The sequence below is a fragment of the Thermostichus vulcanus str. 'Rupite' genome, from assembly GCF_022848905.1.
In the GTDB taxonomy this organism is placed as follows: Bacteria; Cyanobacteriota; Cyanobacteriia; order Thermostichales; family Thermostichaceae; genus Thermostichus; species Thermostichus vulcanus_A.
Genome location: NZ_JAFIRA010000002.1, coordinates 145017 through 167456 on the forward strand (window position 1 = coordinate 145017; position 22440 = coordinate 167456).

Genomic DNA, 22440 nt, shown 5'->3' on the forward strand with positions numbered 1-22440 from the left:
GTTTCTAACCGGGGGATATAAGCGCACAGGCTGAATTGATTCAGCCGTGGTGTGGGTCGTTGATGTATTCCAACACCTTTCCAACCGAATGCCGATAATGCTTGTACTCTGTCATGTAGATAACGGCGAAGCATCTACAGGAATAGTACAATAGCCCCCATGAAACGGGTCACCACCACACTCAAGCTCAAGTTTCTTGATCTCAACGCGGTCAAAGCAGAGATGTTTGCCCAGACGGTTTGGGCGACAACCGCACTGGCAAACGAACTGCTCCGCATCAGTCCAAAGGAACGAAAAGCATTAACAACCGCCAAAGTGGTGACACCCCTCAAGTCGGCCCTCTCCAACCAGGTGATTCGTGTCCTGAAGGGGAAAGCCGGCCAGCGGGTCAAGCACTTCAAAGTGTTCTGGCCAGAGGTCAACAACCAAAACTGGAAGCTGCACAAAGTAGGTAGCACCTACTCAGTGAGCTTCCCCACGATTCAGGGTGACAAGCGGGTTCCCCTTGAGGTTGGCAGTTCCTACTATGCCGAGCGTCTTGAGCGCATCCTGGCCGAGCAGGATTGTGAACGGGGAACCTTGAAACTGATGCAAATACGTGGGGTTTGGTATGCTGTTCTGTCTATCACTTGGGATGTTCCCGAAGTGAAGAGTACGGAGCGGTTAGGTGTTGACCGGGGGCAGAACCGTTTGGCAGTGGCGGCCACCCGTTGGGGTCGGGCGGTGTTTTTTGGGGGTGGAGAGGTAGCCTATCGTCGTCGGCGTTTCCAGAAGCGTCGTGCCCAGTTGCAACAGGCGGGTAAATACCGAGCACTCAAGCGACTGGAGCGCAAAGAAGCCCGTTGGATGAGGGCAGTCAACCACACCGTTAGCCGCCGCATTGTGCGGTTTGCCAAGGCGGTGAATGCGGATGTGTGGATGGAAGACCTCTCGGGTATTCGCCAATCCAGACAGAGCCAGAAGGCGCGTTCGGATGCCGGGAAATCGCGCCATACCTGGTCGTACTACGACCTGGAGTGGAAGGTTGCCTACAAGCTGGAAATGGCGGGTAGGACGCTGCACAAGCGTCCGGCTGCCTACACATCCAAAATCGACCACCGCACGGGGTTATTGGGTAAACGAGTTGGGCATCTGTTCACCGGGCAGGACGGGTATTGCTGTGATGCCGACTGGAACGCGGCTATGAACCTAGCCCAGTGGGACGGATTCGCGTGTCCTCTGAGTCTAAAAGAAGCCGTATCTGTAATGGGTGCGGTCGGCTCAGGGGATGGGGTACTTGGCAATCCCCTGAACTCCATGAATACCTTGCGGCTTCAAGCTGTGGGGGGCTAGAAGGGAGAATCCCCCGGTTTCTAACCGGGGGAGTGTCAAAACCTGCTGCAAGAAATGGCCCAGTGCAGTTACACACTCCTGATCCTCAAAGAGGAGGTCTCGTCGCTGCTGAATCTGAGTAGCCATGTGGTGACGGAACTCTGGATTGGATCCCAGTTGTATGGCTAAATCCTCATAGCTTGAGAGGTCTGGGGCGATCAGAGCGGTCAAACCCATTCTTTTCAGCATGGCGTAGGTATGCCGACCTCGCATCAGTTTCCCAGGACAGGTAATCACAGGCAAACCCATCGCAATAGCCTCCAGAGTGGTGATCCCTCCCGACCAACCGTAGGAATCCAGCATCACGTCGGCACAGCGATTCAAATCCAAATAGGCTTCATAATCTAATTGGGGCAATATCAAGCAATGCTTATCTAAACTCAGCTCGTAAGCAGAGAAAACGTTGGCTAAACGCTGACGAAATTTCTCAGCAATAGCCCTATTGGGCAGGGCTAAAAAGACAAACTGGGCAGTCGGCACCCGCTTGGCAATAGCGGCAAATAGATAATCATACTGTGGAAGATACTTACCCAAATATTGGCAAGTCAGATAGACAACCGCATCTTTCCGTAAGCCAAAATCTGTACGGTAGCGATTTTGTTTTGGTAAAGCTGGCTTTTCAAAACAAGTTCCCAAATGGGGCAACCGGATCAATGTCTCACTGTAGTGCTCTTGCCCATTGTCTGGCTCCATTAAATCGCTGGAGAGAAAGTAGTCAATGGTAGAGAGACCGGAAGTTACTGGATGTGCCCAGGTGGAACATTGCACCGGAGCCAAGCGTAACGAAGCCAATTGCAAAATAAGAGGGGATAAGCCAATCTCCAGATACACCAGAACGTCTAACTGATCTTGCAAAACCTGGGTTGCTACTGCTTCAAGGCCGGCTGGGATATGACGAAAAGTATCAGCATATTGACGATACAACTCTGTCATGAAATCGGTTTTGGGATCCACATGGTAGGCAAAAATCTTAAATTTCCTATCAATCCTATCAGGGTTAGCCTGATTGGTGCTCAAATCCGCATTCAAATGAGCATTCAAGTACTTTACCCAGCCCAGGGACAGGCGACTGTAGGAACATGCTCGCATGGAGTCTGAAAGGAACCCTACCCGAATGGGATCCCCTTTGGAGCGAGACCTTGGAGGTGGCGGAGAACTCCATTCAGGATAACAGGCTTTTACAATGCTTTGAACAAAATTGGCATATTTTCTTTGTAGCTCAATGTCATTAAAGCCTTGATATTGTAAGTAATGATTGGTTCCTAAACCAGAAGCTGACAAGGCAGTTTTCTGTTGCTCTTGAGTCTCTAGAGGAGTTTCCTCAATCAAAATATCTAAATGTTTAATGAACCGTGAACGAAAGTACTCAAGTTCTTGTTCATTCTGATAGACAGCAGGTAGATAGAGATGATAAAACCATCTGGCTTGTGCTAGGTCGGGATCCAAAATCAGGGCTTGTTCAAGATGACTGAGGGCAACAGAATGTTCACCTTGATCCCGACAAGCAATCGCCAAATAGAGATGCACCTCTGCCAAAGGGATCCCGCTTTGTGATGGGTGATGACCTAACAGTGAGTTAAGCAGTGGGATTGCTTCTTCGCTTCGTCTTAGATTTAATAAGAGTTTACTTGCTTGAAAAGCTGATGTAAGAGCCTGAGGATTGAGTTGAAGACTTTTTTGATAACAAGACAAGGCATTCTCAAGTTGACCCAGAGACTCATAAACAACGCCCAAATTGTGGTGGTAGAGAGCAACTTGAGGGTTTTGCTCAATCGCCGATTCGATTAAAGAAGCGGCCAGCTCCAGTTCACCCAATGCCTGAGAGACTGTTCCCAACAGATGCAGAGCATCCGCCTGTTCAGGATATTCAGCCAAAATTTCTAGGTATATTGCTTCGGCCTGCTGGAGTTCCCCTGCTTGTTGCGCTTGGATGCCCTTGAGGAGCCTCTCTTGCACAGACGGAAGGGTAGGTTCTTGCATTCAGTCCTGGCCTAATATCCACCTTTAACAGGTTTACCCCAAATCCACAGCCACCCGATGGGCACAGGCAAACCCGGAGAAGGCCACCGCATTCAGCCCCTGGCCGGGAAAGGTGCTATCGCCCACACAGTACAAATCGGGGATCGCGGTACGGTTAAAGGGCATCCCCAACAACCCCCAGGGATCCTGACTGGGGATTGGGCCATAGGTACCGTTGACGCGGCCCAAAAAACGGCGGTGGCTGCGGGGGGTACCGACTTCCCTCAGCTCGATATGGGATCCCAACTGGGGCCAGATGCGTTCCAAGCGCTGGATTAAACGGTCTGCAGCCTGTTGCTTGCGCTGTTGGTATTCGGCTGGGCTTAGCCCTTGCCAAGTCTGCATCCAACTGGGGGTAAAGGCATGCACGATGTGCCGACCTGGGGGGGCTAGGTCAGGATCCAACAGGGTAGGGATGGAGACAAAAATTGTGCCCTGTTCCGCTTCCATGGAGTCCCAATCTTCCAACAGGATGTGGTGACAATCCCGCTCACCGGAAAGACCTTCTGCCCGCACCCCCAAGTGCAAACTTAAAAAGCTGGGGGACTGTTGATAGCGGCTTTGCCAGCGTTGTTCTGCCTTCGGCAGGGATCCCGGCCACAGCTGCTCAAAGGTATCCCAGCGGGTAGCATTGGAAATCACCTTACGGGCCAAGAGTTTCTCGCCAGTGGTTAGCTCCACCCCAATCGCCCGTCCTCGTTCCTCCAGAATCCGCCGTACTCGAGCTTTGTAACGAATTTGGCCGCCATGAGCCTCCAGCCCCTGCACCAACTTTTGGGCAATCTGCCCCACCCCTCCCTTCGGATAGTTGATGCCGCCGTAGTGCCGGTCGCAAAACACCATACCTCCATTGATCATGGGGGTGCGATCCGCCGGGACCACCGACCAGCAGTAGCACTCCATGTCGATAAAACGCAGCAAATTGGGATCCCGTAAGTAGCGCCGTGCCACCTGACCGACATTCACCGGCAAATACCGCGCCAAGATCAAGCAGCCTAGGGGATGACCCACAAACGACCGCCACAGGTAGCCTAGCTCTTCCAACGAGAGCAGCTCCATCGCGTTCAGGCTGTTGAAAATCGGCCACATGGCATCGTAAAAGCGGCGGATCCCGGCTCTCTCAGAGGGGAAATAGGCGGACAACTCCTGCAAAAACCGCTCGTAATCCCGATGCACCCGTGGATTCAACCCATGGGGCAGGTGATAGGCGATCTGCACCGGGTCGGGGACAGAATCCAACGATTGGCCCACCGCCGCCAGCGCCCGTGTCAGTAGGTTGGTGGTGCCCTGGCTGCCCAAACCAAAGATCATGGAAGCGCCGACATCAAAGCGGTAGGAGCCGTTGCCATTGGGATCCGGACGGTCAAAATAACCGGCACTCCCCCCCGGGATCAGATACTTTTCCAACACCAACACGCGGTATCCCTTGGCCGCCAACTGAGTGGCTGTGACCAAGCCGCCAATGCCAGAACCAATGACAAGGGCATCGAAAGAGGGTGGCTTTGGAGAGGAGGGGGAGCAATTCGGGATAGTGGGTTGCAAAGAGGTCTGAAGAGACATGGTTTGGGTCAAGGGATCCCTCAAAACTGGCACTGGTCGCGTCAGCAGGACGGAGTCCGCACCAACATTCTCAACCTACCAGATGTGCAAAGGCTCCTCCCCTCACCAACGGGATCCCTTTTGGCTGGGTCATCAGTCATGATCCCTATGGAGTTTTTTATGGAGTTCTTTTCTGCTGGTGAGGATGAACTAGGGATTGTGGCACGGGCTACGGAACCAAGTTCACGAATTTGCTACATAGGATGCAGCTCATTTTTTGTTGATCGTTCTGCCATGTTGGTGACTCAGCATCCTGTCTTTCGGCGCTTCTGGTACCCGGTGATGCCCCTGAGCCTGTTGAGGGAGGGATCCCCGCAACCTTTTGAACTTTTGGGGGAGAAGATTGTCCTTTGGCTGGATGAAGCCGGGCAACCGCAAGCCGCTGCGGATCGCTGTTGTCATCGATCGGCACAACTGTCTCGGGGGAGCGTCTGCGAGGGTCATATTCGCTGCCCTTACCATGGTTGGGAATTTGATGGCACGGGCGCTTGTGTCAAGGTGCCCCAATTGCAGGATCCCTCCCGTATCCCAGACAGCTATCGCATTCCCGCCTATCTCTGCCAGACCCGCTATGGCTATGCCTGGGTGTGTCTGCATCCCCAACCCCTACGCGGGATCCCGGTCATTCCGGAAGCGGAGGATCCCCGTTACCGTCTCATCCACGAGTTTTATGAGCGCTGGGAATGTGCGAGCTTGCGCATCTGTGAAAATGAGTTTGATGCCGCCCACATCAGCTTTGTGCATCAATACACCTTCGGCAGCAAGGAAGATTTAGTACCCAGCCAGTTTGAGATCGAGGAGCTGGACTACGGCATCCGCAACCACACGGTGATCGGGGTTACCAATCCAGAACTGCAGCAACACAACCTGGGCATTGCCTCCGCCAAAACCGAGCGCACCACCACCTTGATCTGGCATCTACCCTTCACCAACCACATCCACATCCGCTACCCGAATGGCCGCAGCCATGTGATTGTCAATACCCCCACCCCGATTAACGACCGCGCCTCACAGGTGGTGCAGTTTTGTCTGCGCAACGACACCGAAGCCGAGACCCCGGCGGCAGAGGTTATCCGTTTCGACCGCGCCGTTACCCTAGAAGACAAAGCCATCTTGGAAACAACGGATCCCGATGTCCCCCTTACCCTCAGCGCCGAACAGCATATGTTCACCGATAAGCCTGGGATCCTGATGCGCAAACAATTGGCTGCCCTGATCAAAGCCCACGGTTCATCCTCAAACCAGATCTTCTAGGCTGCGGCTGCCGGCATAGCGGCTGTAGGCATAGATCAGCCCCAGCGTCAGGCCGGTCACCAAAAAGCTCAGGGCCGCCCCAAAGGGATAGTCAAGGCTAGAGCCAAACTGCAACTGAATCACATTGCCGATAAGCAAGGTTTTGCTCCCCCCCAGCAAATCCGGCACCACAAACATGCCAAAGGCAGGGATCCCGACCAAAATCAGCCCCGAGGCCAACCCCGGCAACGTCTGCGGGAAGAGCACCCGCCAAAACACCTGCCAACCATTGGCATAGAGATCTCGTGCTGCTTCCGCCAGCCGCCAATCGATGCGCTCCACCGCCGTGTAGAGGGGCAGAACCATGTAGGGCAAAAACGTGTAGACCATGCCCAGATAAACCGCCAGCCAACTGGGGTAAAGCGCCGTTTGGGGAGGGATCCAGCCTATCCAGGCAGCCAAGCGAGCTGGCCATCCCTCTGGCCCCAACACCAGCATCCAGGCGTAGGTGCGAATCACCAAATTCGTCCAGAAGGGTACCACCACCAACGTCAGCAGCAGATCCCGTTGCCGGGGTGGGTGAGCAGCAATAAAAAAGGCCAGCGGGTAAGCCAACAGCACACAAAAGAAGGTGGTTACCGCTGCCACCAGCAGGCTGCGTCCCAAAATCTGCCAGTAGATCGGGGTCCAGCCCAAGGGGCCATAGCCGAGAATACGCAGGTAATTGTCCAAAGTCAGGGGCAGTTGAATCTGGCCAAAATCCCCCCGACTGAGGAAGCTATACACCACCAGCAACAACCCCGGCAGCACCAAAAAAAACATTACCCACAGCACCCCTGGCCCGACAAAAATCAGGCTGCGCCCCAGTTCTCCCAGGGGCGTGAGCATTTCCCCAAATCGAACCTGCCGCCGATCCCAACCTCCTTTGGATGGGTTCGCTCTTTGTGAACTTCGTCGAGAGCTTTGTTGCCCAGAGCTGGGATCCCCTGAATATTCAGTTGGAGCCGTTTTTCCCGTCACGGGAGATTCTGCCTCAAGCATCTAGGGATCCTCCATAGGGCTGGGTGGTAGAGGAGCAGGTTGCAAGCGGATGAGGCTTTTCGGGGGCAGATGGGCCACCAGCGCTTCACCAATTTCAAAGCCAAAGTCTTCATTGTCCATGTTGAGAGCCGTGGCCTTGAGGTGCTGCCCCTGGGCTGTGCGCAACAGGTACTGGTTCTCCGCCCCGGTGTAGATCAGGTTCTCCACCCGCACCGGCACTTGATTAGGCAACAGATCCCAACCTGTGCGAGAAAGCTGAATTTTTTCCGGTCGAATCGCCAGCTGCACCGGTTCATGGCTGGCCGGGATCCCCAACACCTTCAACTTCCCCAACGGGGTGTCCACACAGTCGGTACCACAGGCGGTACCCTGTAGCAGGTTGCTCGCCCCGAGGAACTCCGCCACAAAAGCCGTTGCCGGACGTTCGTAGACCTCATCGATCAAGCCCATTTGCTCAATGCGTCCCGCCCGCATCACCGCCACCCGGTCGCTGGTCACCAGGGCCTCCTCTTGGTCGTGGGTAACAAAAATAAACGTCATCCCCAAGCGGCGCTGCAACTCGCACAACTGCACCTGTAGCTGCTTGCGCAACTTGGCATCCAAAGCCGAGAGCGGCTCATCCAGCAACAGTACCTCCGGTTCGTTCACCAAAGCCCGTGCTAAAGCCACCCGCTGCTGTTGCCCACCGGACAACTCATGGGGTTTGCGCCCGGCAAAAGCCCCAATTTCCACCAACTCTAGAGCTGCCGCCACTTTCTTACGGACAGTCTCTCCCCGTAATCCCCGCATGCGCAAGCCAAACCCAACATTTTCCTCGACGGTCATGAAGGGGAAGAGGGCATAACTTTGAAACACAGTGTTGACATTGCGCTTGTGGGCCGGCAAGTGCCCCACCGGGCGACCCCGGATCACCACTGCCCCGGCATCGGCCATTTCCAGACCAGCCAAAATGCGCAGCAAGGTCGTTTTGCCACATCCTGAAGGCCCGAGCAAACCAAAAAACTCCCCCCGGCGAATTTGCAAATCAATGCCATCCAAGGCAACAAAATCCCCAAAACGCTTGTAGAGGCCCCTTAGTTCCACATCCCAGTCGGGATCCCGAGCACCAGAAATCACAGTTGACCAGTCAGACAACAACACTTACCCAGTATGCAAGCCTGAGACTGTGTTGAAGTTACGTTGGGCACAAGTTCCTCAGATCAACATTTGATGCAGGGTTCCCCGAGCATCAGGTGAACTCCAACCGGAGAACATTTCACCCGAAGTCCATCCCGAAGAATTTGGTAGCCGCAGATACGAGTTTGGCGAACAACCTGATTCAGGATAAATTCACGATTTGCCTGCATCTTTTCACAAGGGATCCCTGCCGTGCCGACCTACACCCTCCATGCCACCCCCAGCACCGTTCATTTGGGCGGGTTTTCTTCAACTCTGCCCCCGGCCTTGCGGGTGCAATCAGGGGATGTGGTGCAGGTGGAAACCTACTCAGGGTTTGCCCACTACGGCAAAGCACCGGATCGCTTTTTCACGCCGGAGTTCATCGAAATCTGTAAAACCCTACCTGCCGAGCGCCGCGTGGGGCCAGGGCCACATCTGTTAACCGGGCCGATCTATGTGGAGGGTGCAGAGCCAGGGGATGTGTTGGAGGTACGATTGCAGGCGATAACCCCGCGTCTACCGATTGGCTTCAATGCGATTCGTCCCGGTTGGGGAGCCCTACCTGGAGAGTTTGATCAACCTCGGCTGCGCTTTATCGATCTGGATCTGGAGCAAGGGGTGGCAGAGTTTCCCCCTGGCAGTGGCATTCGTGTTCCCATTCAACCCTTTTTCGGCATTCTGGGCGTGGCCACCGACGAAACCAGCCGTAACTCCGTACCGCCTGGGGCCTATGGTGGCAACATCGACAATCGCCAGCTGCAGGCGGGATCCCGTGTCTTTTTGCCGGTTTTCCTGCCCGGTGCCCTCTTCTCAGTGGGGGATGGCCACGCTGCTCAGGGGGATGGAGAAATTGATGTGACGGCGATCGAAACCTCCATGAACGGCACCCTGCAGCTGATCCTGCGCAAGGATTTGCATTTCCAGGCACCGATGGCGGAAACCCCTACGGATTTCATCACCCTGGGTTTTGCTGAAGATCTGGATACAGCCTTTGAACTGGCCCTGAAGCGGATGATCGATTTTCTGCACAAGTTTGTTGGCATCGAGCGGGAGGAAGCCTATGTGCTCTGTAGCATTGCCGTGAACTTTCACATCACTCAGGTGGTGAATAGCCCCATGAAGGGGGTACACGGACTGTTGCCCAAGGGAATCCTGCCGCAACCGGCCTTACTTTGAGACAACCCTCAATCCATGGGGGGATCCTCAGGGGAGATCTGAACCTCTGACGGCCAAACCCAATCCCGAATTTCTTCTGGCGGGATCCCTTCCGGCAAAAGCCCATAGCAGCGGGAGCGAAACAGACAACTGCTACAGCGTTCGGTGTAGGGTGTCAAGGGAAAGTCTTGCGCTTCTAGTTGTCGCAGATGGGTCAGGGTAGCTTTCAGATCAGCCAGACCTTGCTCATAGGCGGTAGTGCTGTAGTGCAAGTGGAAGGGTTGCTGCGGATGCTGGGCATACCAGAGGGTGAGCTGTACCTGCTCAGGGTGGAAAGGACTCTCTAAGGGCAGTTGCTCGGCCACCCCACAAAGCAACAAGGGATAAAGTCGCACCTGCCAGCTTTTGGGTAGATGTCTATCGAGAGGGCGATGGCGCTCAGTTTTCCAATCGACAATGTGCAGGGATCCGGGGGTAATCACCAGCCGATCCAAACGGGCGATCAGCTTAAACCCCTCTATCCGTTGCCACAGGGGCAACTCGGCAAATACCCGTCCCTGCGGATGGGCATGGGGACTGGCCAGAAACACTTGCCACCACTGCTGTACCTCCTCATCCAAGCTGGGCAAACGCGACTCCACCTCTCGTCCCTGGCTATACAACTCCACCAAACGATGAAACTGCCGCCCCTGTTGCTGCTCCCGTTCGTGCTCAAAAACATCAGCAGAAGGCCAAATCAATCGCTCCAGGTAGACATACCGAAACAGGCGTGGGCAGTGTTCAAGCAAAGTCAAAGAAGACGCAGAAAGGGTGACTTCCTCTAGAGTTAAGCTTCGAGGTTCCAATCTGGCTCGTTCAGAGAAAGGCAGTTTGGCCACAGGGATCCCAGACATGGCGGTAGTAGTGGGATAAGTTTGACTGCCCTCACAGTACCTGTTCCTAGCCTCCATCGGGAGACACCCGTATTGGCCTATATGTCTATCCAAACCCTTTTGCTTTCTCGTAGCCAAAATCAGATTCGTTCAAAAATTGAATAGGCTGCGGCTGGGGCATAGATGGCAGGAAAGACATTAGAGAAACTCTGTATCCGCTAGTGCTCAGTCCACGCGGTTGATCTCCTCCAACAACCAGGGATCCACGGGTTGCCCATCCAGGCGCTTTAGGTCAATACGAATCCACATCACTGCCGAGGAGCCGACCGGGGGTAGCTCCTGATGGAAGGAGATCTCGTAGTCGGAGGGGTTTTGATCATGTTGCCGCAGCCAGGTTTCCACTTTCGAGGGGGCAAAGTAGGACTGCCCTTGCTCGAACATGCGGGTGATTTCCATGCCAAAGCAAAGCGGGTTGAAACGGGCCATGGGAGTCAGTTAGGCAGCGTCTGCGGTTTGAGGGTTTTCGGCTTCGGGTGCAGCGGCCACCGGTTCGGGGGTGGATTCCGGCTCTGTCACCGATTCTGTGGGACTGTCTGCTGTAGCTACCGACTCGGTTTTGGGCTGAGCCTTGGCTGCCGCTTTGGATGCCTTGGGAGAGGTGGCGGCAACGGTTGTTGGGGTGCGAGTCGCTTTTTCCAGTTCTCGTGCCTCTTTGTTCAGTTGTGTCTCAAACTCTTTGGAGGCATCCTGCAAGCTGCGCAGGGTTTTGGCCAGTGTACGCCCGATTTCAGGCAGTTTGCGCGGCCCAAAGACCAAGAGAGCCACCGTAAAGATGACCAACATTTCCGGCAGTCCGACACCAAAAAAATTCATGAGCCCTGACAGAGTACGGTTATAAGGGATCCCTTCGATTCCCTAGACTGACATCTTCTCGATGCCAAACGCAAGCACACTTTCCTACTCTGATGGCTTTACTGTTTTATTCCCTAGTCGCATTGCTACCGATTTTTACTGTGTTTCTGTTGTTGGTGGTGGGGCGTCGTCCTGCCAGCCAAGCCATGCCGGCAGCCTTGGGGGTAACCTCGGGGGTGGCGTTGCTGATGTGGCAAGTGCCCTTGCGGCAGGTGATGGCTTCTTTGGTGCAGGGGCTGGTGATCGCAGCCGAAATTCTCTACATCGTGTTTGGGGCCATTCTGCTGTTGAATGTGTTGCGAGTCTCGGGAGCCATCAGTGTCATTCGGCAAAACCTCCTCAGTCTTTCAGAGGACCGACGGATCCAGGTGATCCTGATCGCCTGGTTGTTTGGCAGTTTTATCGAAGGGGCCTCCGGTTTTGGCACTCCGGCGGTGATTTGTGTGCCCTTGCTGGTGGCAGTGGGGTTCCCGGCTCTGGCGGCGGTGATGGCGGCCCTGATCATCCAAAGCACCCCTTCCACATTTGGGGCAGTGGGAACTCCAATTCTGTTTGGGGTAGCCACAGGATTGGGGGGATCCGAAACCGTTGAACGGGCTTTGGCTGACCAGAATGTCTCTTTTGCGGGGTTTCTGCTGCAGGTGGCGGCCCAAGCTGGGATCCTACACGCCTTGATCGGTAGTTTCATCCCCTTGATTTTGGTGTTGATCCTTACCCGCTTCTTTGGGGACCGGTGCTCCTGGTCAGAAGGATTACAAGTTTGGCCGTTTGCCCTCTTTGCGGGTGTGGCTTTTACGCTGCCCTATGCTCTCACGGCGGTCTTGTTAGGGCCAGAGTTCCCTTCTTTGATCGGGGGATTGGTGGGCTTAGGGCTAGTGGTTGCCGTGGTGCGGCGGGGTTGGTTAATGCCGGAGCAGAGCTGGGATTTTGCCCGCGAATGGCCCACGGAGTGGACGGGATCCCTGATGCCCCAACTACGAGCAGCTCCGGCAGCTATGACCGTGGTGAAAGCGTGGTTGCCCTACCTGTTGCTGGGGCTGTTGCTGGTGGTGTCTCGGCTGCAAGCTCTGCCGCTGCGGGGATGGCTACAAAGTGTGCGACTCAGTTGGCCCAACCTATTTGGCACAACCCTGACTATTTCTACACAACCCCTGTACCTACCGGCAACCTTATTTTTGGCGGTGGTGCTGCTCACCTATGGGTTGCACCAGATGAAACCGGCTGAACTCCAGGGAGCCATCACAGAGGCCATTCCCCTCTTAGGCAAAACCACCCTGGCTTTAGGGGCGGCAGTGCTGATGGCAAGGGTCTTTATCAACTCCGACGTGAATGCGGCGGGACTGCCCAGTATGCCCCTGGCGCTAGCGCAGGGAATGTCAGCGTTGGCGGGTCAAACTTGGCCCCTGTTTGCGCCAGTGGTGGGAATGATCGGCGCTTTTGTGGCCGGTAGTGTCACGGTGAGCAATATGATGTTTTCGCTGTTTCAGTTTGGGGTGGCAGAAGAAATTGGGGCCTCCACCAGCTGGATCATTGCTCTACAGAGCGTCGGGGCTTCGGCAGGAAATGTGATTTGTGTCTCCAACATTGTGGCAGCGGCAGCAACGGTGGAGTTGCTGGGGCGAGAAGGGCTACTGATGCAGCGGTTGTTGGTTCCTTTGCTGTATTACCTAGGATTGGCCGGGATCCTTGGGCGGGCTGGTGGTGCATTTGACGAGCTAGGTCTGACAGGAGTTTTGACCAGCAGATCGAGCTAGCTTAGCCTCTTCCTCGCCGAACTCAACCTGCCACGACCTTAACCATTAACCCACCCAATACAAATCTTGCCAAGGCCGTAAAAAGCTGGAGCCGAGAGAGTGCTTTGCGCAGCCCTATCTCAGATCCAGCTCAGAAGCCTTGGGTACTAGGTTACGAAGTGGACAATCGCTAAGTAAAGAGCCCGGGCCGAACTCAGGGAGCGTAGATCAGCGACCCCTCATCAAGATCAAGCCAGCTTGCAAATCCATCTACAGACTATCTATGAAGTATCTACAAGAAGAAGTCCGCAGACTAGGAATCATAGCAAGCCGATTTGGGAGAGGATCCCTTGGCCAGTCAGCAATTCAGTAGCTACGCCGATCACAAAGCCCAGCATCGCCAAACGACCGTTCCACTTTTCGGCGAAGGCGGTAAAGCCAAACTTAGCTTCTTGGTTTTCCATGGTTTCAACTCCATCAACTGGTGACATTTCCACTTTGGCTCAAGTGTTAAAAAGTGTCAAGTTTTATGTCAAGACTCTGAAGCATGGCAAATCCCTCTTGACATCAGCGTTTTTGGTATTGCAGCTCACCAAATAAAATCTGCCGCTCATCGTCACTCATGGTTTGACTGGGGGGACGGCGCACCTCTGCCAAGAGTTGCAATCCCTTCTGCACTGCGGGACGGGCCTCAATTGCTGCCAACCAACGCTTGACCTGGGGAAAATCCTCGATGTTCAGCCCCTGCCGTTCGTAGCCACGCATCCAGGGAAAACTGGCAATATCGGCAATGGAGTAATCTCCCGCCAGATATTCCGACTCTGCCAACACTCGCTCCACGACCCCAAACAGGCGCCCGGTCTCTTTGACATAGCGGTCGATGGCATAGGGGATCTTTTCCGGAGCGTAGTACTGGAAGTGGTTGGCCTGGCCCATCATCGGCCCTATGCCCCCCATTTGGAACATTAACCATTGAATGACGCGATAGCGGGATCCCATTTCTGTGGGCATTAGTTGCCCGGTTTTCTCTGCCAGATACATCAAGATTGCGCCCGACTCAAAGAGCGAATAGGGCTTGCCACCCGGGCCATCGGGATCCACAATGGCGGGCATTTTGTTGTTGGGGCTGATCTTGAGAAACTCGGGGTTGAACTGATCCCCTTTGCCGATATTGACGGGAATGACGTTGTAAGGGATCCCCACCTCCTCCAGCATGATCGAGACCTTGTAGGCATTTGGGGTGGGCCAAGCGTAAAGGTCGAGCATTGCCAAGGATCCTTAGGGCAGGTCGCTTAGCATTCTAACCTTCTCAACCCTGACAGCTAGCATGAAAAGAGTGGACGGGATCCCGTTGGGTTGGTTTAGCTGCTTTTTACCGTCGTCCAGAGGGCATCGATCAGACGCATTTCTTCCCCAGAGAGCACGCTGGAATAGGTAAGCTTAGCCAGAATCTCTTCGTCTGGGTAAATGGCGGGGTTTTCCAGATCTTCCGGCTCGATCATCGGTAACGCGGCGGCATTGGGGGTGGCAAAGCGGTTGTAGTTGCTCAGTTGAGCACCGATTTCAGGCTCCAAAATGAAGTTGATAAAGCGGTTGGCCAGCTCAGGGTTCGGAGCCCGTGCCGGAATCGCCAAGGTATCAAGCCAAATGTTGGCCCCTTCCTGCGGTACAAAGTAGCCAATTTCGGGAGTTTCTTCTGCTGCCTGTAGGGCATCGCCGCTGTAGACGATGGCCACATTGGCGGTACCCGATACCAGTTGATTTTTGCCCCCTACGCCCCCAATTAAGCCGGCACTGCGGCGCTTGGTCTCGATGAGCAACTGCTGGATTTGCCGAAGTTCCGAGGGAACTGTAGTGTTCATGTCGAAGCCCAGATAGATTGCAGCGGCCCCAATCATGGAGCGCATGTCGTCGATCATCACGAAGGGGCCGACCTGTTGCTCAGGATCAAAGATAAGTCCCCAAGAGCGCTCAAAATCTTCCGGTAGGCGATCCCGGCGATAGCCAATCCCTGTGGTGCCCCATTGGTAGGCAGCGGTGTAAGTATTCTCAGGATCGAAGGGCAAGCTAACAAATTTTTCGCCGAGGTTGCTGAAGTTGGGGATGAGGTCTTTGTTGAGGGGTTGCAACAGGCCCAGTTCCAGCATGTTGGGCACGATGTAGTCGGTTGGCACCACAATGTCGTACTGACTTACACCGCCCCCCTGCAACTTGGCCACCATATCTTCGTTGGATTCGTACAGGCTGACCACCACACGGCTGTTGGTTTCCGCTTCGAAGGCGGTGATGATGTCCGGGTCGATGTATTCTGACCAGATATAAAGGTTGAGGGTTTGTTGCTGGGCTGAGGTGGTCTTGGGCCAAAAGGTTCCCAAGGTGAGCAGGCAGCAGAGCAGCGTCGTAACCGAGGCAATCCACTTTTTCATCCTGTTTCCCCAAATACAGCGCGTCGAAGTTGGAGCCGGAGAGGTCAGAAGCCTGATCTCCTCAGGCTTTGGAGTCGTGCAAAGGCGGCGCAAGGTTCCGGTCGCGTCCGAGAAATGGGATCCCGACTTAACCTTTATGACCCAACCTTTATTTTCACTTATTTTCACGCCCCACCCATTGGAGCGCAAATGGACGGATCCCTGCTGTCTAGCCCGCTACACAGCTTCTGAGGCCTGAATGCTTTCTACCAAGGTGGGAGTCAGAAGCATCTGATAAAGCTGCCGCTGGTGTGCGGGGGTGAGGTTTCGCTGTTGGTGCAGTGGCCAGTCCTGCAGAGCCAGGGCTTGTTGGGCCTGTAAAATCGGTTTCAGATCTGATTGGGGATCCAAGTGCGCCTGCAAAACCTGTAAATCGTTAAAACGGCCCAGTTGATCCTGTAGGCTTTTCAAGCTTTCCAGCCATTCCTGAACATCAGTGCCGTAGAAGTTGGAGAAAAACTCCACCTGATAGCGCAGTCGCTTACCCGCTTTACGCAACTCATGCAACTGTTTGGTTTCGGATCCCTTGCAGGGAAGCGAGGGGATCCGCCATCCCGGTTGGAGGAGCCATTGGGCCAACAGTGGGGTGAGCAAATGGGGCAGGCTGTCTTGTAGAGGCAGTTGGGCTTGGGGAGTGTAGCGGGGTTGGGCTAGCCAGTGCTCGCAAGCCCCTTGGAATTCCAGAAAAGTGGGATCCTTCAAAAGGCGACGGGAACGGTCTTGGGCTTTGGCCCGCCGATGGGATAAGTCCGCCCTCAACTGTTCTAATTCCGCCTGTTGGGTTGGCGGGATCCCCCTCCAGCAGGGTTCTTGTAGGATCTCCAGCAGCACGTCCAGATCCCGTTGTTTGCCGAGGGCGCTGGCTAATTTTTGTATCCGTTTGAGCTGGAGGGGCTTAGGTAGCTTGAGGGATCCCTGAAAAACCTGCACCCAGGTGCCGACCCGCCGCAGCGCCACCCGAATTTGATGGAGGGATTCGGCAGCCTCTTCATGATGGGCAATGACCCGCGCCACATGCTTTTGCAACCGTTGCCACTGCCGCTGCAAAAGGTGGTGGGCTTCTGAGGCTAGGGTAGGTGTAGATGGGGGCGAGAGCAGGATCTTCTGTTCGGCAGCAACTGTGTTCATCGATGAGGCGTCCTTCCAGAACCCAACAGCACTAACTTCGGGCAACTAGCCTGTGGATTTGCACAACCTGGGAATTACCCAAGAGAGACTATCTTAACCGAACTTTAACCTTGAGGCTCGGGGCTGATGAAGCAGGGCTCTGGCAGTGGGTAGGGCAACTGTTCAACCCCTCCGTTGACCCTCCGGGTTCTGCGGAGCACAATACTCAGCCAAACGGCTCTTGACCACCGACCAAATGCGCTGGGCCACCTCTTGCGGGGATCCCTGGGCATCGATGCGCACAATCCGCTGGGGTTCTGTGGCAGCCAGCTCCTGAAAACCCTGGTATAGCCGTTGGTGGAAAGGCAGTTGTGCTTGTTCCATGCGGTCGGCAGAAGTGGACTGGAGGGCTCCTGCCTCGCTGAATCCAGCAGCTTGTCGGGAACGGGCCCGCCCCAACCCCACCTGCGGCGGCAAATCCAGCCAGAGAGTGAGGTGAGGCTGCAAGGTGCCGGTAGCCAATTGGTTCACCTGCCGAATCAGATCTAAGTCGAGGCCGCGCCCATAACCCTGATAGGCCAGTGTCGAGTCGGTGAAGCGGTCACAAACCACCACCTGCCCCGCCGCCAGAGCCGGCTGAATCCGGGTTTGCACATGCTCCGCTCGATCCGCTGCATACAAGAGCAACTCCGCCAGGGGTGAGATGGGATCCCCATGCAGCAGTAAAGCTCGCAGTTCTTTGCCAAGAGGTGTACCTCCCGGCTCACGGGTACACAGACAGGTGTACCCCTCCTGCTGCAGCCGCTCCGCCAAAAGAGCCTGTTGCGTGGTTTTGCCAGCTCCTTCTCCCCCCTCTAGAGTAATGAACACGCCCGACCGCATCCGTAAATAATTCAACGCAGGTTGAGCTGAGGCTGCAAATTAAAGGAGTGCCCCGGTACCATCACATACACATCCGGGATATTGGTGGCCTCGAGACTTTGCAGGGCCAGCCCTTCGATGTTCGACCTAAGAGCGCTGTTAATAGTGCTTTCCAGTTGGGATAACACCTGGGCTTCATTACCTTGGTTGGCCAGAGCGGGAAATTGGTTGTAGATGGCCCTTGCCAAACCGCTGGCCAGGGGAAGCTCAATCAAGGTGAGATTGGAGCCACCCAACTGAGGACCTAGAGTGTCTGCACGCCCCCGAATGCCAAGGGCTTGCAGCGCATTAGCAGTCTGGCTAACCGGAATCGTACAGGTATCCATTTTGTAGATGGGCACCGAAGCCATGGTCAAGGCGGAGACGCTAGTCAGCTCCACCACCGTAAATGAAGCCGTGCCGTTGTAGGCAAAGCAAAACTCCCGAAACGCCTCTGGTACATTGGCGGCTCGGATCGGGCGTTCATCATCGAAGCCCCCACTCTCTGCAAAGATGTTACGGATTGCAAAGCCACCAAAAAAGGCCAACAGCGCCACCAGAGCCACCACTGTCAGACCCGAAGGAGAAAGCCCTCCACGGGAACCCCCGGATCCTGCCCCTGTGCCGAAGCCCCCCCCGTCAACATAGCTGGAGGTGTACCCTGAAGCAGCAGAACGGCTGTAGTCACTGCGGTATCTGGATTCCCTTCGATAGGGGTTGGCATAGGTAGAACGAGCGGATTCGGATCCCTCATAGGCCCGGCTGCTCGGAGCAGGGCGGCGAGGCACTAGAGCTTGCCCGGAACGACTGGGGCTGGAGCGTTCGGTGGATCGAGGGGATCCGGATCCCATCGCGGTTTCTCGGGGTTCGCGGCCAGCACGGGGGGAAAAAGATTCCGTCCCACTGGCGCGAGAGGACTCTGTCCCGCTGGTGCGACCAGAATCAAGCCAATCGTCCGCGGAACCGCCAGCAGATCCAGTACGGCGACCTTCAGAGAGCGGATCTTGATGTGGATCTCGATCCGGTAGAGGGGGCGGGGTGCGACGGCCCTCCCCAGGAGTGAAGCCATCCCCACGGGAATAGGAAGGGGGACGCATCGCTCCCTCTCTTGTGGAATCGGACTTTCGTTCCTCTTCCCGATTGCCTGACGGCAGATTCGGATCCCGAGTGGAATCTTGATCCCCAGCAAAGGTCATCCTCTAAGCTCCCAACGCAAAACGGGTATCCACATAAACCCTGCCTACAACCTAGCCCAGACTGGCCCCCAAAATAAGCAACTGCTCCTTCAAAGCCCGTAAGGCTTGTCCGCGATGGCCCATTTCCTCTTTTTGGGCCGGGCTCATTTCCGCGAAGGTCAACCCCAACTCAGGCACCCAAAACAGCGGGTCGTAACCAAACCCTCCCTGTCCCCGTGGCTCGGTCAAGATCTGCCCCTGACACACCCCCTCCACCAAAGCGCGTACCTGCCCCTGCGGATCCACCAGCGCCACTGCACAGTGAAAGGTAGCTTCGCGGTGGGGGATCCCGTCCATTTCCTTGAGCAATCGTGCAACCCGGGCAGCATCAGTAGGAGCATAACGAGCAGAATGGATCCCGGGAGCACCCTTGAGAGCCACTACCGATAAACCTGAGTCATCGGCAATGGTCCATTCCCCTAGAGCTTTCGCCACCGTTGTTGCTTTAAGCAGGGCATTTTCCGCAAAAGTGGCTCCCGTTTCTTCCACCTCCAACTCCGCCGGTTTAAGGCGCAACTCCCACCCAGAAGCGCAGGCTTGAAAAAAAGCATTGAACTCCCGCAATTTGCCGGGGCTGCTGCTGGCCAAAATCAGAGGACGAGGCATGGGATCCGGAGCCAAACCAAAGGCTGCATCTGGCGTATCTTAGCGAAGATTGTCAATGGATCTCGAGCACCATATTGTGTAAGGCGGCATTGACCACAAGGGTAGGGCCACAGCGCTCAACTTTACCGCCATCCCAATGCATGTGTCCGCACAGGTAGTAGCGAGGTTGGAGTTGATCTAAGAGTGGACGCAGCGTTGGCATACGGCGGTGGTACCACTTACCCGCTTCATCCAAAAGTCCCCGGGGCGGAGCATGGGTAATCAGCAGGTCAATCGGGTAGGGGGGTCGCTCAAAAAGAGTTAGCAGCTCTTGTAAATGGCTAGAGGTGAGTTGCCAGCCCCAGCCACAGGGAGGAGTCCAGGGTACAGCCAAAACCCGTAACCCTATCCATTCAAAACAGCAGGACTCCGTGATGGCTCGCCCACACATTCCGGCCAAAGGCATCAGAACGGAAGCAGTCGGGTCATGGTTGCCCGGCAGGAAAAGCCAGGGCTTCTTGAGCCGATCCACAGCCTTTAGAAAGGATTGTAGGTGCTCAACTTCCGCTCGGGCGGCTGGATGGAACCCCTGAGTTGCTTTACGAGAGGGTTTTCCAGCTTTCGAGCAAAAATCGCCACAGTTAATGTAAGCATCGACCTGGGGCAAATGGGCCAGCGCCTGCTGAATCAGCTTGGGGCTGCCGTGGTAGTCGGATCCAAGAAGAAGTCTGATCCCCATGTCACTGAGTTGAGTGCAACCAAGCTGCGGTATGAGCCGTACTACGGAACAGCTTATGCACACTTTGAGTGCAAAGCTTTGAGCACAAAATGAGTGGTTGGCTGGGTTCTAGGAAAATGTCAGCCAACCAACTTGTGGCTAACAGGAACCGACAGCACTACCAGTAATGTAACTCAATGTAAATGTAACTCGATGTAACTTACAGCCCTTTGACGCTTCTTAGTTGCACCTTCGTGACAGCGGTGCGGAGCATTAAAGGGCTGTATCTTTAGACTATCTGCTTAGACTATCTGCCTCAGCAAAAAACCATAACCCTAGCCAGAGCATTATTCAAAGCTCCGTAAAACCACTATGGGCATTTCCCCTGAGAGAAAATTGCTTCTCTCGATCGAGTCCCGATGAAAAATACGTGATCTTCCGATGGTGGACAAAACCCATTTCAAGCATTCTAGAATTACTGTCTTGATAAATCCTTTTTCTATCCTTGCGAGGTTAAGATGTCCATTCACGAGATCATTCAAGAGGTTTTCCAATCCTCAATTTTAACGTTGCAACAGGAGTCGGCCATCAATCAAATCCTCTTGGAGCGGACTTACAACCCATCTGATCTGGATGCTCTAGACGAACTGATAGAGGCGATTGTACGTAAGGAGATCCAAACCTCATCTGACCATTACGGAACTCACGTAGCTGCCTGAAAGCATCCAAAAAGTATCCAATGGGAATGCTTTTATCACAGGTGGCATATCTTCACATCCATCAAAGACCTTGACTGGGTCGATCAACGCTGCACGGTCTACAGTCTGTGGCTAGGTGGCGAGAAATCTCCGCTTACAGCCCTTTCACGGGTTTGCTACAATAACAGTAATTTCCATAATCGCTTTCAAAAGGGCTAGAGTGCTCCACGCTGCTGGCACGAAAGGGATCGACCCCGTGCTAGGTGACTAGCGAAAGGGCTGTAGGGCAATCCCCGCAACTGGAGATCCCTTCTACCTACACCCACTCTTGTCAAGCCAGGCCAGGTTCTGCTAGCCAAAAAAGTATTACAGCCCTTTGCACCCAGGGCACGCTAGCCCGTAAGTCTCCGACGGGCCTTCCTTTACTGCAGGGGTGGCGCAGCCTGCTGTAGACATTTAGGCATTGTTGCCACGCAGTCGCGTAAGTGTTGCGGGGCGTTGAAGAGCTGTAGACTAACGTTGCAAGTTCGATCAAGCTGGATGTTGGAGGAGTGATATGCGCATTGCTCAGATCGCCCCTTTGCATGAAAGTGTGCCCCCCAAGTTTTACGGTGGCACTGAGCGAGTGGTCTCCTGGCTAACGGAAGAACTGGTGCGCCGCGGGCACGAGGTAACCTTGTTTGCCAGCGGAGATTCTCAAACGCAAGCGCAGTTGATCCCTTTTCGAGACCAGGCACTGCGACTGGATAAAAATGCCATCGATACGGTGGCTCCCCATATCTTGATGGTGGAAAAGGTGTTTCAAAAGGCAGATCAGTTTGATCTGATCCATGGTCATATCGACTACTACCCCTATGCTTTGGCTCGTCGCCATCCCGAAGTTGCCTTTGTAACCACTCTGCACGGGCGGTTGGATATCCCGGAGTTACAACCCCTCTACAGCGAATTCAGCGACATTCCCCTGGTTTCGATTTCTAATGCCCAGCGCAACCCTTTGCCTCAAGCGCGTTGGGCTGGAACGGTTTACCATGGCTTGCCCTTGGATCTGCATCCCTTTTATCCTGAGCAGGGGAATTACCTAGCCTTTTTAGGACGAGTATCGCCGGAAAAGGGTCTTGATACGGCTATTGAAATTGCCACCCAAGCGGGTATGCCCCTTAAAGCCTCTATCAAAATTGACCAGGTGGATCGTCAATATTACGAGTCCTACATTTACCCCATGATTCGGGATAATCCTCAGGTGGAGCTGTTGGGGGAGATTAACGAGCAGGAGAAAAGTGAGTTTCTGGGCAAGGCCTATGCGGTGCTGTTTCCCATTCGTTGGCCCGAACCCTTTGGCTTGGTGATGATTGAATCTATGGCCTGCGGTACTCCGGTTATTGCCACCCGCTTTGGCTCGGTGCCAGAGGTGATGGTGCATGGGGAAACGGGCTTTATCGTGGATTCGGTACCGGAGGCGGTGGAAGCTGTTTCTAAGGTGGGATCCCTGAGTCGACAAAGGGTACGGCAGGTGTTTGAAGAGCGCTTTAGTGTGGCCCGCATGGTGAGTGACTACGAGACCATCTATGCTCAGTTGCTGGAAAGCCGAGGGACTACCCCAGCCCAAGCCAAGATGACAGCGGCCTGAATGAGGATGGAG

The 22440-nt window shown here is 54.8% G+C and carries 21 protein-coding genes; 6 read left to right on the forward strand and 15 right to left on the reverse strand.

The genetic code is table 11. The features are described from left to right. The first annotated feature begins 159 nt into the window (after nt 1-159). Nucleotides 160-1332, forward strand: a complete 1173-nt coding sequence (locus JX360_RS01880) for an RNA-guided endonuclease TnpB family protein (protein WP_244348785.1) — start codon at nt 160-162, stop codon at nt 1330-1332. On the opposite strand, the gene JX360_RS01885 is transcribed toward JX360_RS01880, so the two are convergent. Both JX360_RS01885 and crtH read right to left on the reverse strand, forming a co-directional pair. After that, nucleotides 1261-3351: an O-linked N-acetylglucosamine transferase, SPINDLY family protein gene (locus JX360_RS01885; RefSeq protein WP_244348786.1), complete on the reverse strand. Its 2091-nt coding sequence runs from the start codon at nt 3349-3351 to the stop codon at nt 1261-1263. The two genes, JX360_RS01880 and JX360_RS01885, sit on opposite strands and share 72 nt — an antisense overlap. A 33-nt stretch (nt 3352-3384) precedes the next feature. Further along, the gene (gene crtH, locus JX360_RS01890; RefSeq protein WP_244348787.1) at nt 3385-4950 is read right to left on the reverse strand and encodes a carotenoid isomerase; all 1566 of its coding nucleotides are present in this window, start codon (nt 4948-4950) and stop codon (nt 3385-3387) included. Between the two features lie 273 nt (nt 4951-5223). On the opposite strand from crtH, the gene JX360_RS01895 reads away from it, so the two are divergent. Further along, nucleotides 5224-6243, forward strand: a complete 1020-nt coding sequence (locus JX360_RS01895) for an aromatic ring-hydroxylating dioxygenase subunit alpha (RefSeq protein ID WP_244348788.1) — start codon at nt 5224-5226, stop codon at nt 6241-6243. Here the strand turns inward: JX360_RS01895 and JX360_RS01900 are convergent. Together JX360_RS01900 and JX360_RS01905 are read right to left on the reverse strand one after the other, a co-directional pair. Then, nucleotides 6226-7110: an ABC transporter permease gene (locus JX360_RS01900; RefSeq protein ID WP_244348789.1), complete on the reverse strand. Its 885-nt coding sequence runs from the start codon at nt 7108-7110 to the stop codon at nt 6226-6228. The two genes, JX360_RS01895 and JX360_RS01900, sit on opposite strands and share 18 nt — an antisense overlap. Nucleotides 7111-7263: 153 nt before the next feature. After that, nucleotides 7264-8403, reverse strand: coding sequence for an ABC transporter ATP-binding protein (locus JX360_RS01905; protein ID WP_244348790.1), 1140 nt, complete (start codon nt 8401-8403; stop codon nt 7264-7266). 228 nt (nt 8404-8631) lie between these two features. On the opposite strand from JX360_RS01905, the gene JX360_RS01910 reads away from it, so the two are divergent. Next, the gene (locus JX360_RS01910) at nt 8632-9597 is read left to right on the forward strand and encodes an acetamidase/formamidase family protein (protein ID WP_244348791.1); all 966 of its coding nucleotides are present in this window, start codon (nt 8632-8634) and stop codon (nt 9595-9597) included. An 8-nt stretch (nt 9598-9605) separates the two neighbouring features. Here the strand turns inward: JX360_RS01910 and JX360_RS01915 are convergent, their stop codons facing one another. From JX360_RS01915 to JX360_RS01925, 3 genes are all read right to left on the reverse strand, one after another. After that, a complete protein-coding gene (locus JX360_RS01915) occupies nt 9606-10454 on the reverse strand; it encodes a PD-(D/E)XK nuclease family protein (protein ID WP_244348792.1) in 849 nt (282 codons plus the stop codon). 219 nt (nt 10455-10673) lie between these two features. After that, on the reverse strand, nt 10674-10934 hold the full coding sequence (locus tag JX360_RS01920; RefSeq protein WP_244348793.1) for a hypothetical protein: 261 nt from the start codon (nt 10932-10934) through the stop codon (nt 10674-10676). A 9-nt stretch (nt 10935-10943) separates the two neighbouring features. Beyond that, nucleotides 10944-11321 carry a TatA/E family twin arginine-targeting protein translocase gene (locus JX360_RS01925; RefSeq protein ID WP_244348794.1) on the reverse strand — a complete coding sequence of 126 codons (378 nt, stop codon included), beginning with the start codon at nt 11319-11321 and terminating at the stop codon, nt 10944-10946. Between the two features lie 92 nt (nt 11322-11413). On the opposite strand from JX360_RS01925, the gene JX360_RS01930 reads away from it, so the two are divergent. After that, nucleotides 11414-13114, forward strand: coding sequence for an L-lactate permease (locus JX360_RS01930; protein ID WP_244348795.1), 1701 nt, complete (start codon nt 11414-11416; stop codon nt 13112-13114). Between the two features lie 299 nt (nt 13115-13413). Here JX360_RS01930 and JX360_RS01935 read toward each other — a convergent pair whose 3' ends face one another. The 8 genes from JX360_RS01935 to JX360_RS01970 form a co-directional block, all read right to left on the reverse strand. After that, nucleotides 13414-13557 (reverse strand): chlorophyll a/b-binding protein, encoded by a 144-nt coding sequence (locus JX360_RS01935; RefSeq protein ID WP_279611163.1) that lies wholly within the window; start codon nt 13555-13557, stop codon nt 13414-13416. 103 nt (nt 13558-13660) lie between these two features. After that, nucleotides 13661-14359 (reverse strand): glutathione S-transferase N-terminal domain-containing protein, encoded by a 699-nt coding sequence (locus tag JX360_RS01940; RefSeq protein WP_244348797.1) that lies wholly within the window; start codon nt 14357-14359, stop codon nt 13661-13663. Between the two features lie 95 nt (nt 14360-14454). Further along, nucleotides 14455-15519, reverse strand: coding sequence for a polyamine ABC transporter substrate-binding protein (locus JX360_RS01945; protein ID WP_244348798.1), 1065 nt, complete (start codon nt 15517-15519; stop codon nt 14455-14457). A gap of 216 nt (nt 15520-15735) precedes the next feature. Beyond that, the gene (locus tag JX360_RS01950) at nt 15736-16686 is read right to left on the reverse strand and encodes a CHAD domain-containing protein (protein WP_244348799.1); all 951 of its coding nucleotides are present in this window, start codon (nt 16684-16686) and stop codon (nt 15736-15738) included. Nucleotides 16687-16848: 162 nt separating this feature from the next. Further along, nucleotides 16849-17535 (reverse strand): dTMP kinase, encoded by a 687-nt coding sequence (gene tmk / locus JX360_RS01955; protein WP_341830516.1) that lies wholly within the window; start codon nt 17533-17535, stop codon nt 16849-16851. A gap of 23 nt (nt 17536-17558) precedes the next feature. Continuing rightward, the gene (locus JX360_RS01960) at nt 17559-18761 is read right to left on the reverse strand and encodes a hypothetical protein (protein ID WP_244348801.1); all 1203 of its coding nucleotides are present in this window, start codon (nt 18759-18761) and stop codon (nt 17559-17561) included. Nucleotides 18762-18812: 51 nt separating this feature from the next. After that, nucleotides 18813-19406 (reverse strand): RdgB/HAM1 family non-canonical purine NTP pyrophosphatase, encoded by a 594-nt coding sequence (gene rdgB / locus JX360_RS01965; RefSeq protein ID WP_244348802.1) that lies wholly within the window; start codon nt 19404-19406, stop codon nt 18813-18815. Between the two features lie 52 nt (nt 19407-19458). Continuing rightward, on the reverse strand, nt 19459-20124 hold the full coding sequence (locus tag JX360_RS01970) for a metallophosphoesterase family protein (protein WP_244348803.1): 666 nt from the start codon (nt 20122-20124) through the stop codon (nt 19459-19461). Nucleotides 20125-20621: 497 nt separating this feature from the next. Between JX360_RS01970 and JX360_RS01975 the strand changes: the two genes are divergently transcribed. Together JX360_RS01975 and JX360_RS01980 are read left to right on the forward strand one after the other, a co-directional pair. Further along, nucleotides 20622-20822, forward strand: coding sequence for a hypothetical protein (locus JX360_RS01975; protein WP_244348804.1), 201 nt, complete (start codon nt 20622-20624; stop codon nt 20820-20822). A 535-nt stretch (nt 20823-21357) separates the two neighbouring features. Further along, the gene (locus JX360_RS01980; protein ID WP_244348805.1) at nt 21358-22428 is read left to right on the forward strand and encodes a glycosyltransferase family 4 protein; all 1071 of its coding nucleotides are present in this window, start codon (nt 21358-21360) and stop codon (nt 22426-22428) included. Nucleotides 22429-22440: the final 12 nt, after the last annotated feature.

Coding starts and splice junctions, on each gene's coding strand:
- JX360_RS01880 (WP_244348785.1), top strand. CDS start 160: ATGAAACGGGTCACCACCACACTCAAGCTCAAGTTTCTTGATCTCAAC.
- JX360_RS01885 (WP_244348786.1), bottom strand. CDS start 3,351: ATGCAAGAACCTACCCTTCCGTCTGTGCAAGAGAGGCTCCTCAAGGGC.
- crtH (WP_244348787.1), bottom strand. CDS start 4,950: ATGTCTCTTCAGACCTCTTTGCAACCCACTATCCCGAATTGCTCCCCC.
- JX360_RS01895 (WP_244348788.1), top strand. CDS start 5,224: ATGTTGGTGACTCAGCATCCTGTCTTTCGGCGCTTCTGGTACCCGGTG.
- JX360_RS01900 (WP_244348789.1), bottom strand. CDS start 7,110: ATGCTCACGCCCCTGGGAGAACTGGGGCGCAGCCTGATTTTTGTCGGG.
- JX360_RS01920 (WP_244348793.1), bottom strand. CDS start 10,934: ATGGCCCGTTTCAACCCGCTTTGCTTTGGCATGGAAATCACCCGCATG.
- JX360_RS01925 (WP_244348794.1), bottom strand. CDS start 11,321: ATGAATTTTTTTGGTGTCGGACTGCCGGAAATGTTGGTCATCTTTACG.
- JX360_RS01930 (WP_244348795.1), top strand. CDS start 11,414: ATGGCTTTACTGTTTTATTCCCTAGTCGCATTGCTACCGATTTTTACT.
- JX360_RS01935 (WP_279611163.1), bottom strand. CDS start 13,557: ATGGAAAACCAAGAAGCTAAGTTTGGCTTTACCGCCTTCGCCGAAAAG.
- JX360_RS01940 (WP_244348797.1), bottom strand. CDS start 14,359: ATGCTCGACCTTTACGCTTGGCCCACCCCAAATGCCTACAAGGTCTCG.
- JX360_RS01945 (WP_244348798.1), bottom strand. CDS start 15,519: ATGAAAAAGTGGATTGCCTCGGTTACGACGCTGCTCTGCTGCCTGCTC.
- JX360_RS01950 (WP_244348799.1), bottom strand. CDS start 16,686: ATGAACACAGTTGCTGCCGAACAGAAGATCCTGCTCTCGCCCCCATCT.
- JX360_RS01960 (WP_244348801.1), bottom strand. CDS start 18,761: ATGACCTTTGCTGGGGATCAAGATTCCACTCGGGATCCGAATCTGCCG.
- rdgB (WP_244348802.1), bottom strand. CDS start 19,406: ATGCCTCGTCCTCTGATTTTGGCCAGCAGCAGCCCCGGCAAATTGCGG.
- JX360_RS01970 (WP_244348803.1), bottom strand. CDS start 20,124: ATGGGGATCAGACTTCTTCTTGGATCCGACTACCACGGCAGCCCCAAG.
- JX360_RS01975 (WP_244348804.1), top strand. CDS start 20,622: ATGTCCATTCACGAGATCATTCAAGAGGTTTTCCAATCCTCAATTTTA.
- JX360_RS01980 (WP_244348805.1), top strand. CDS start 21,358: ATGCGCATTGCTCAGATCGCCCCTTTGCATGAAAGTGTGCCCCCCAAG.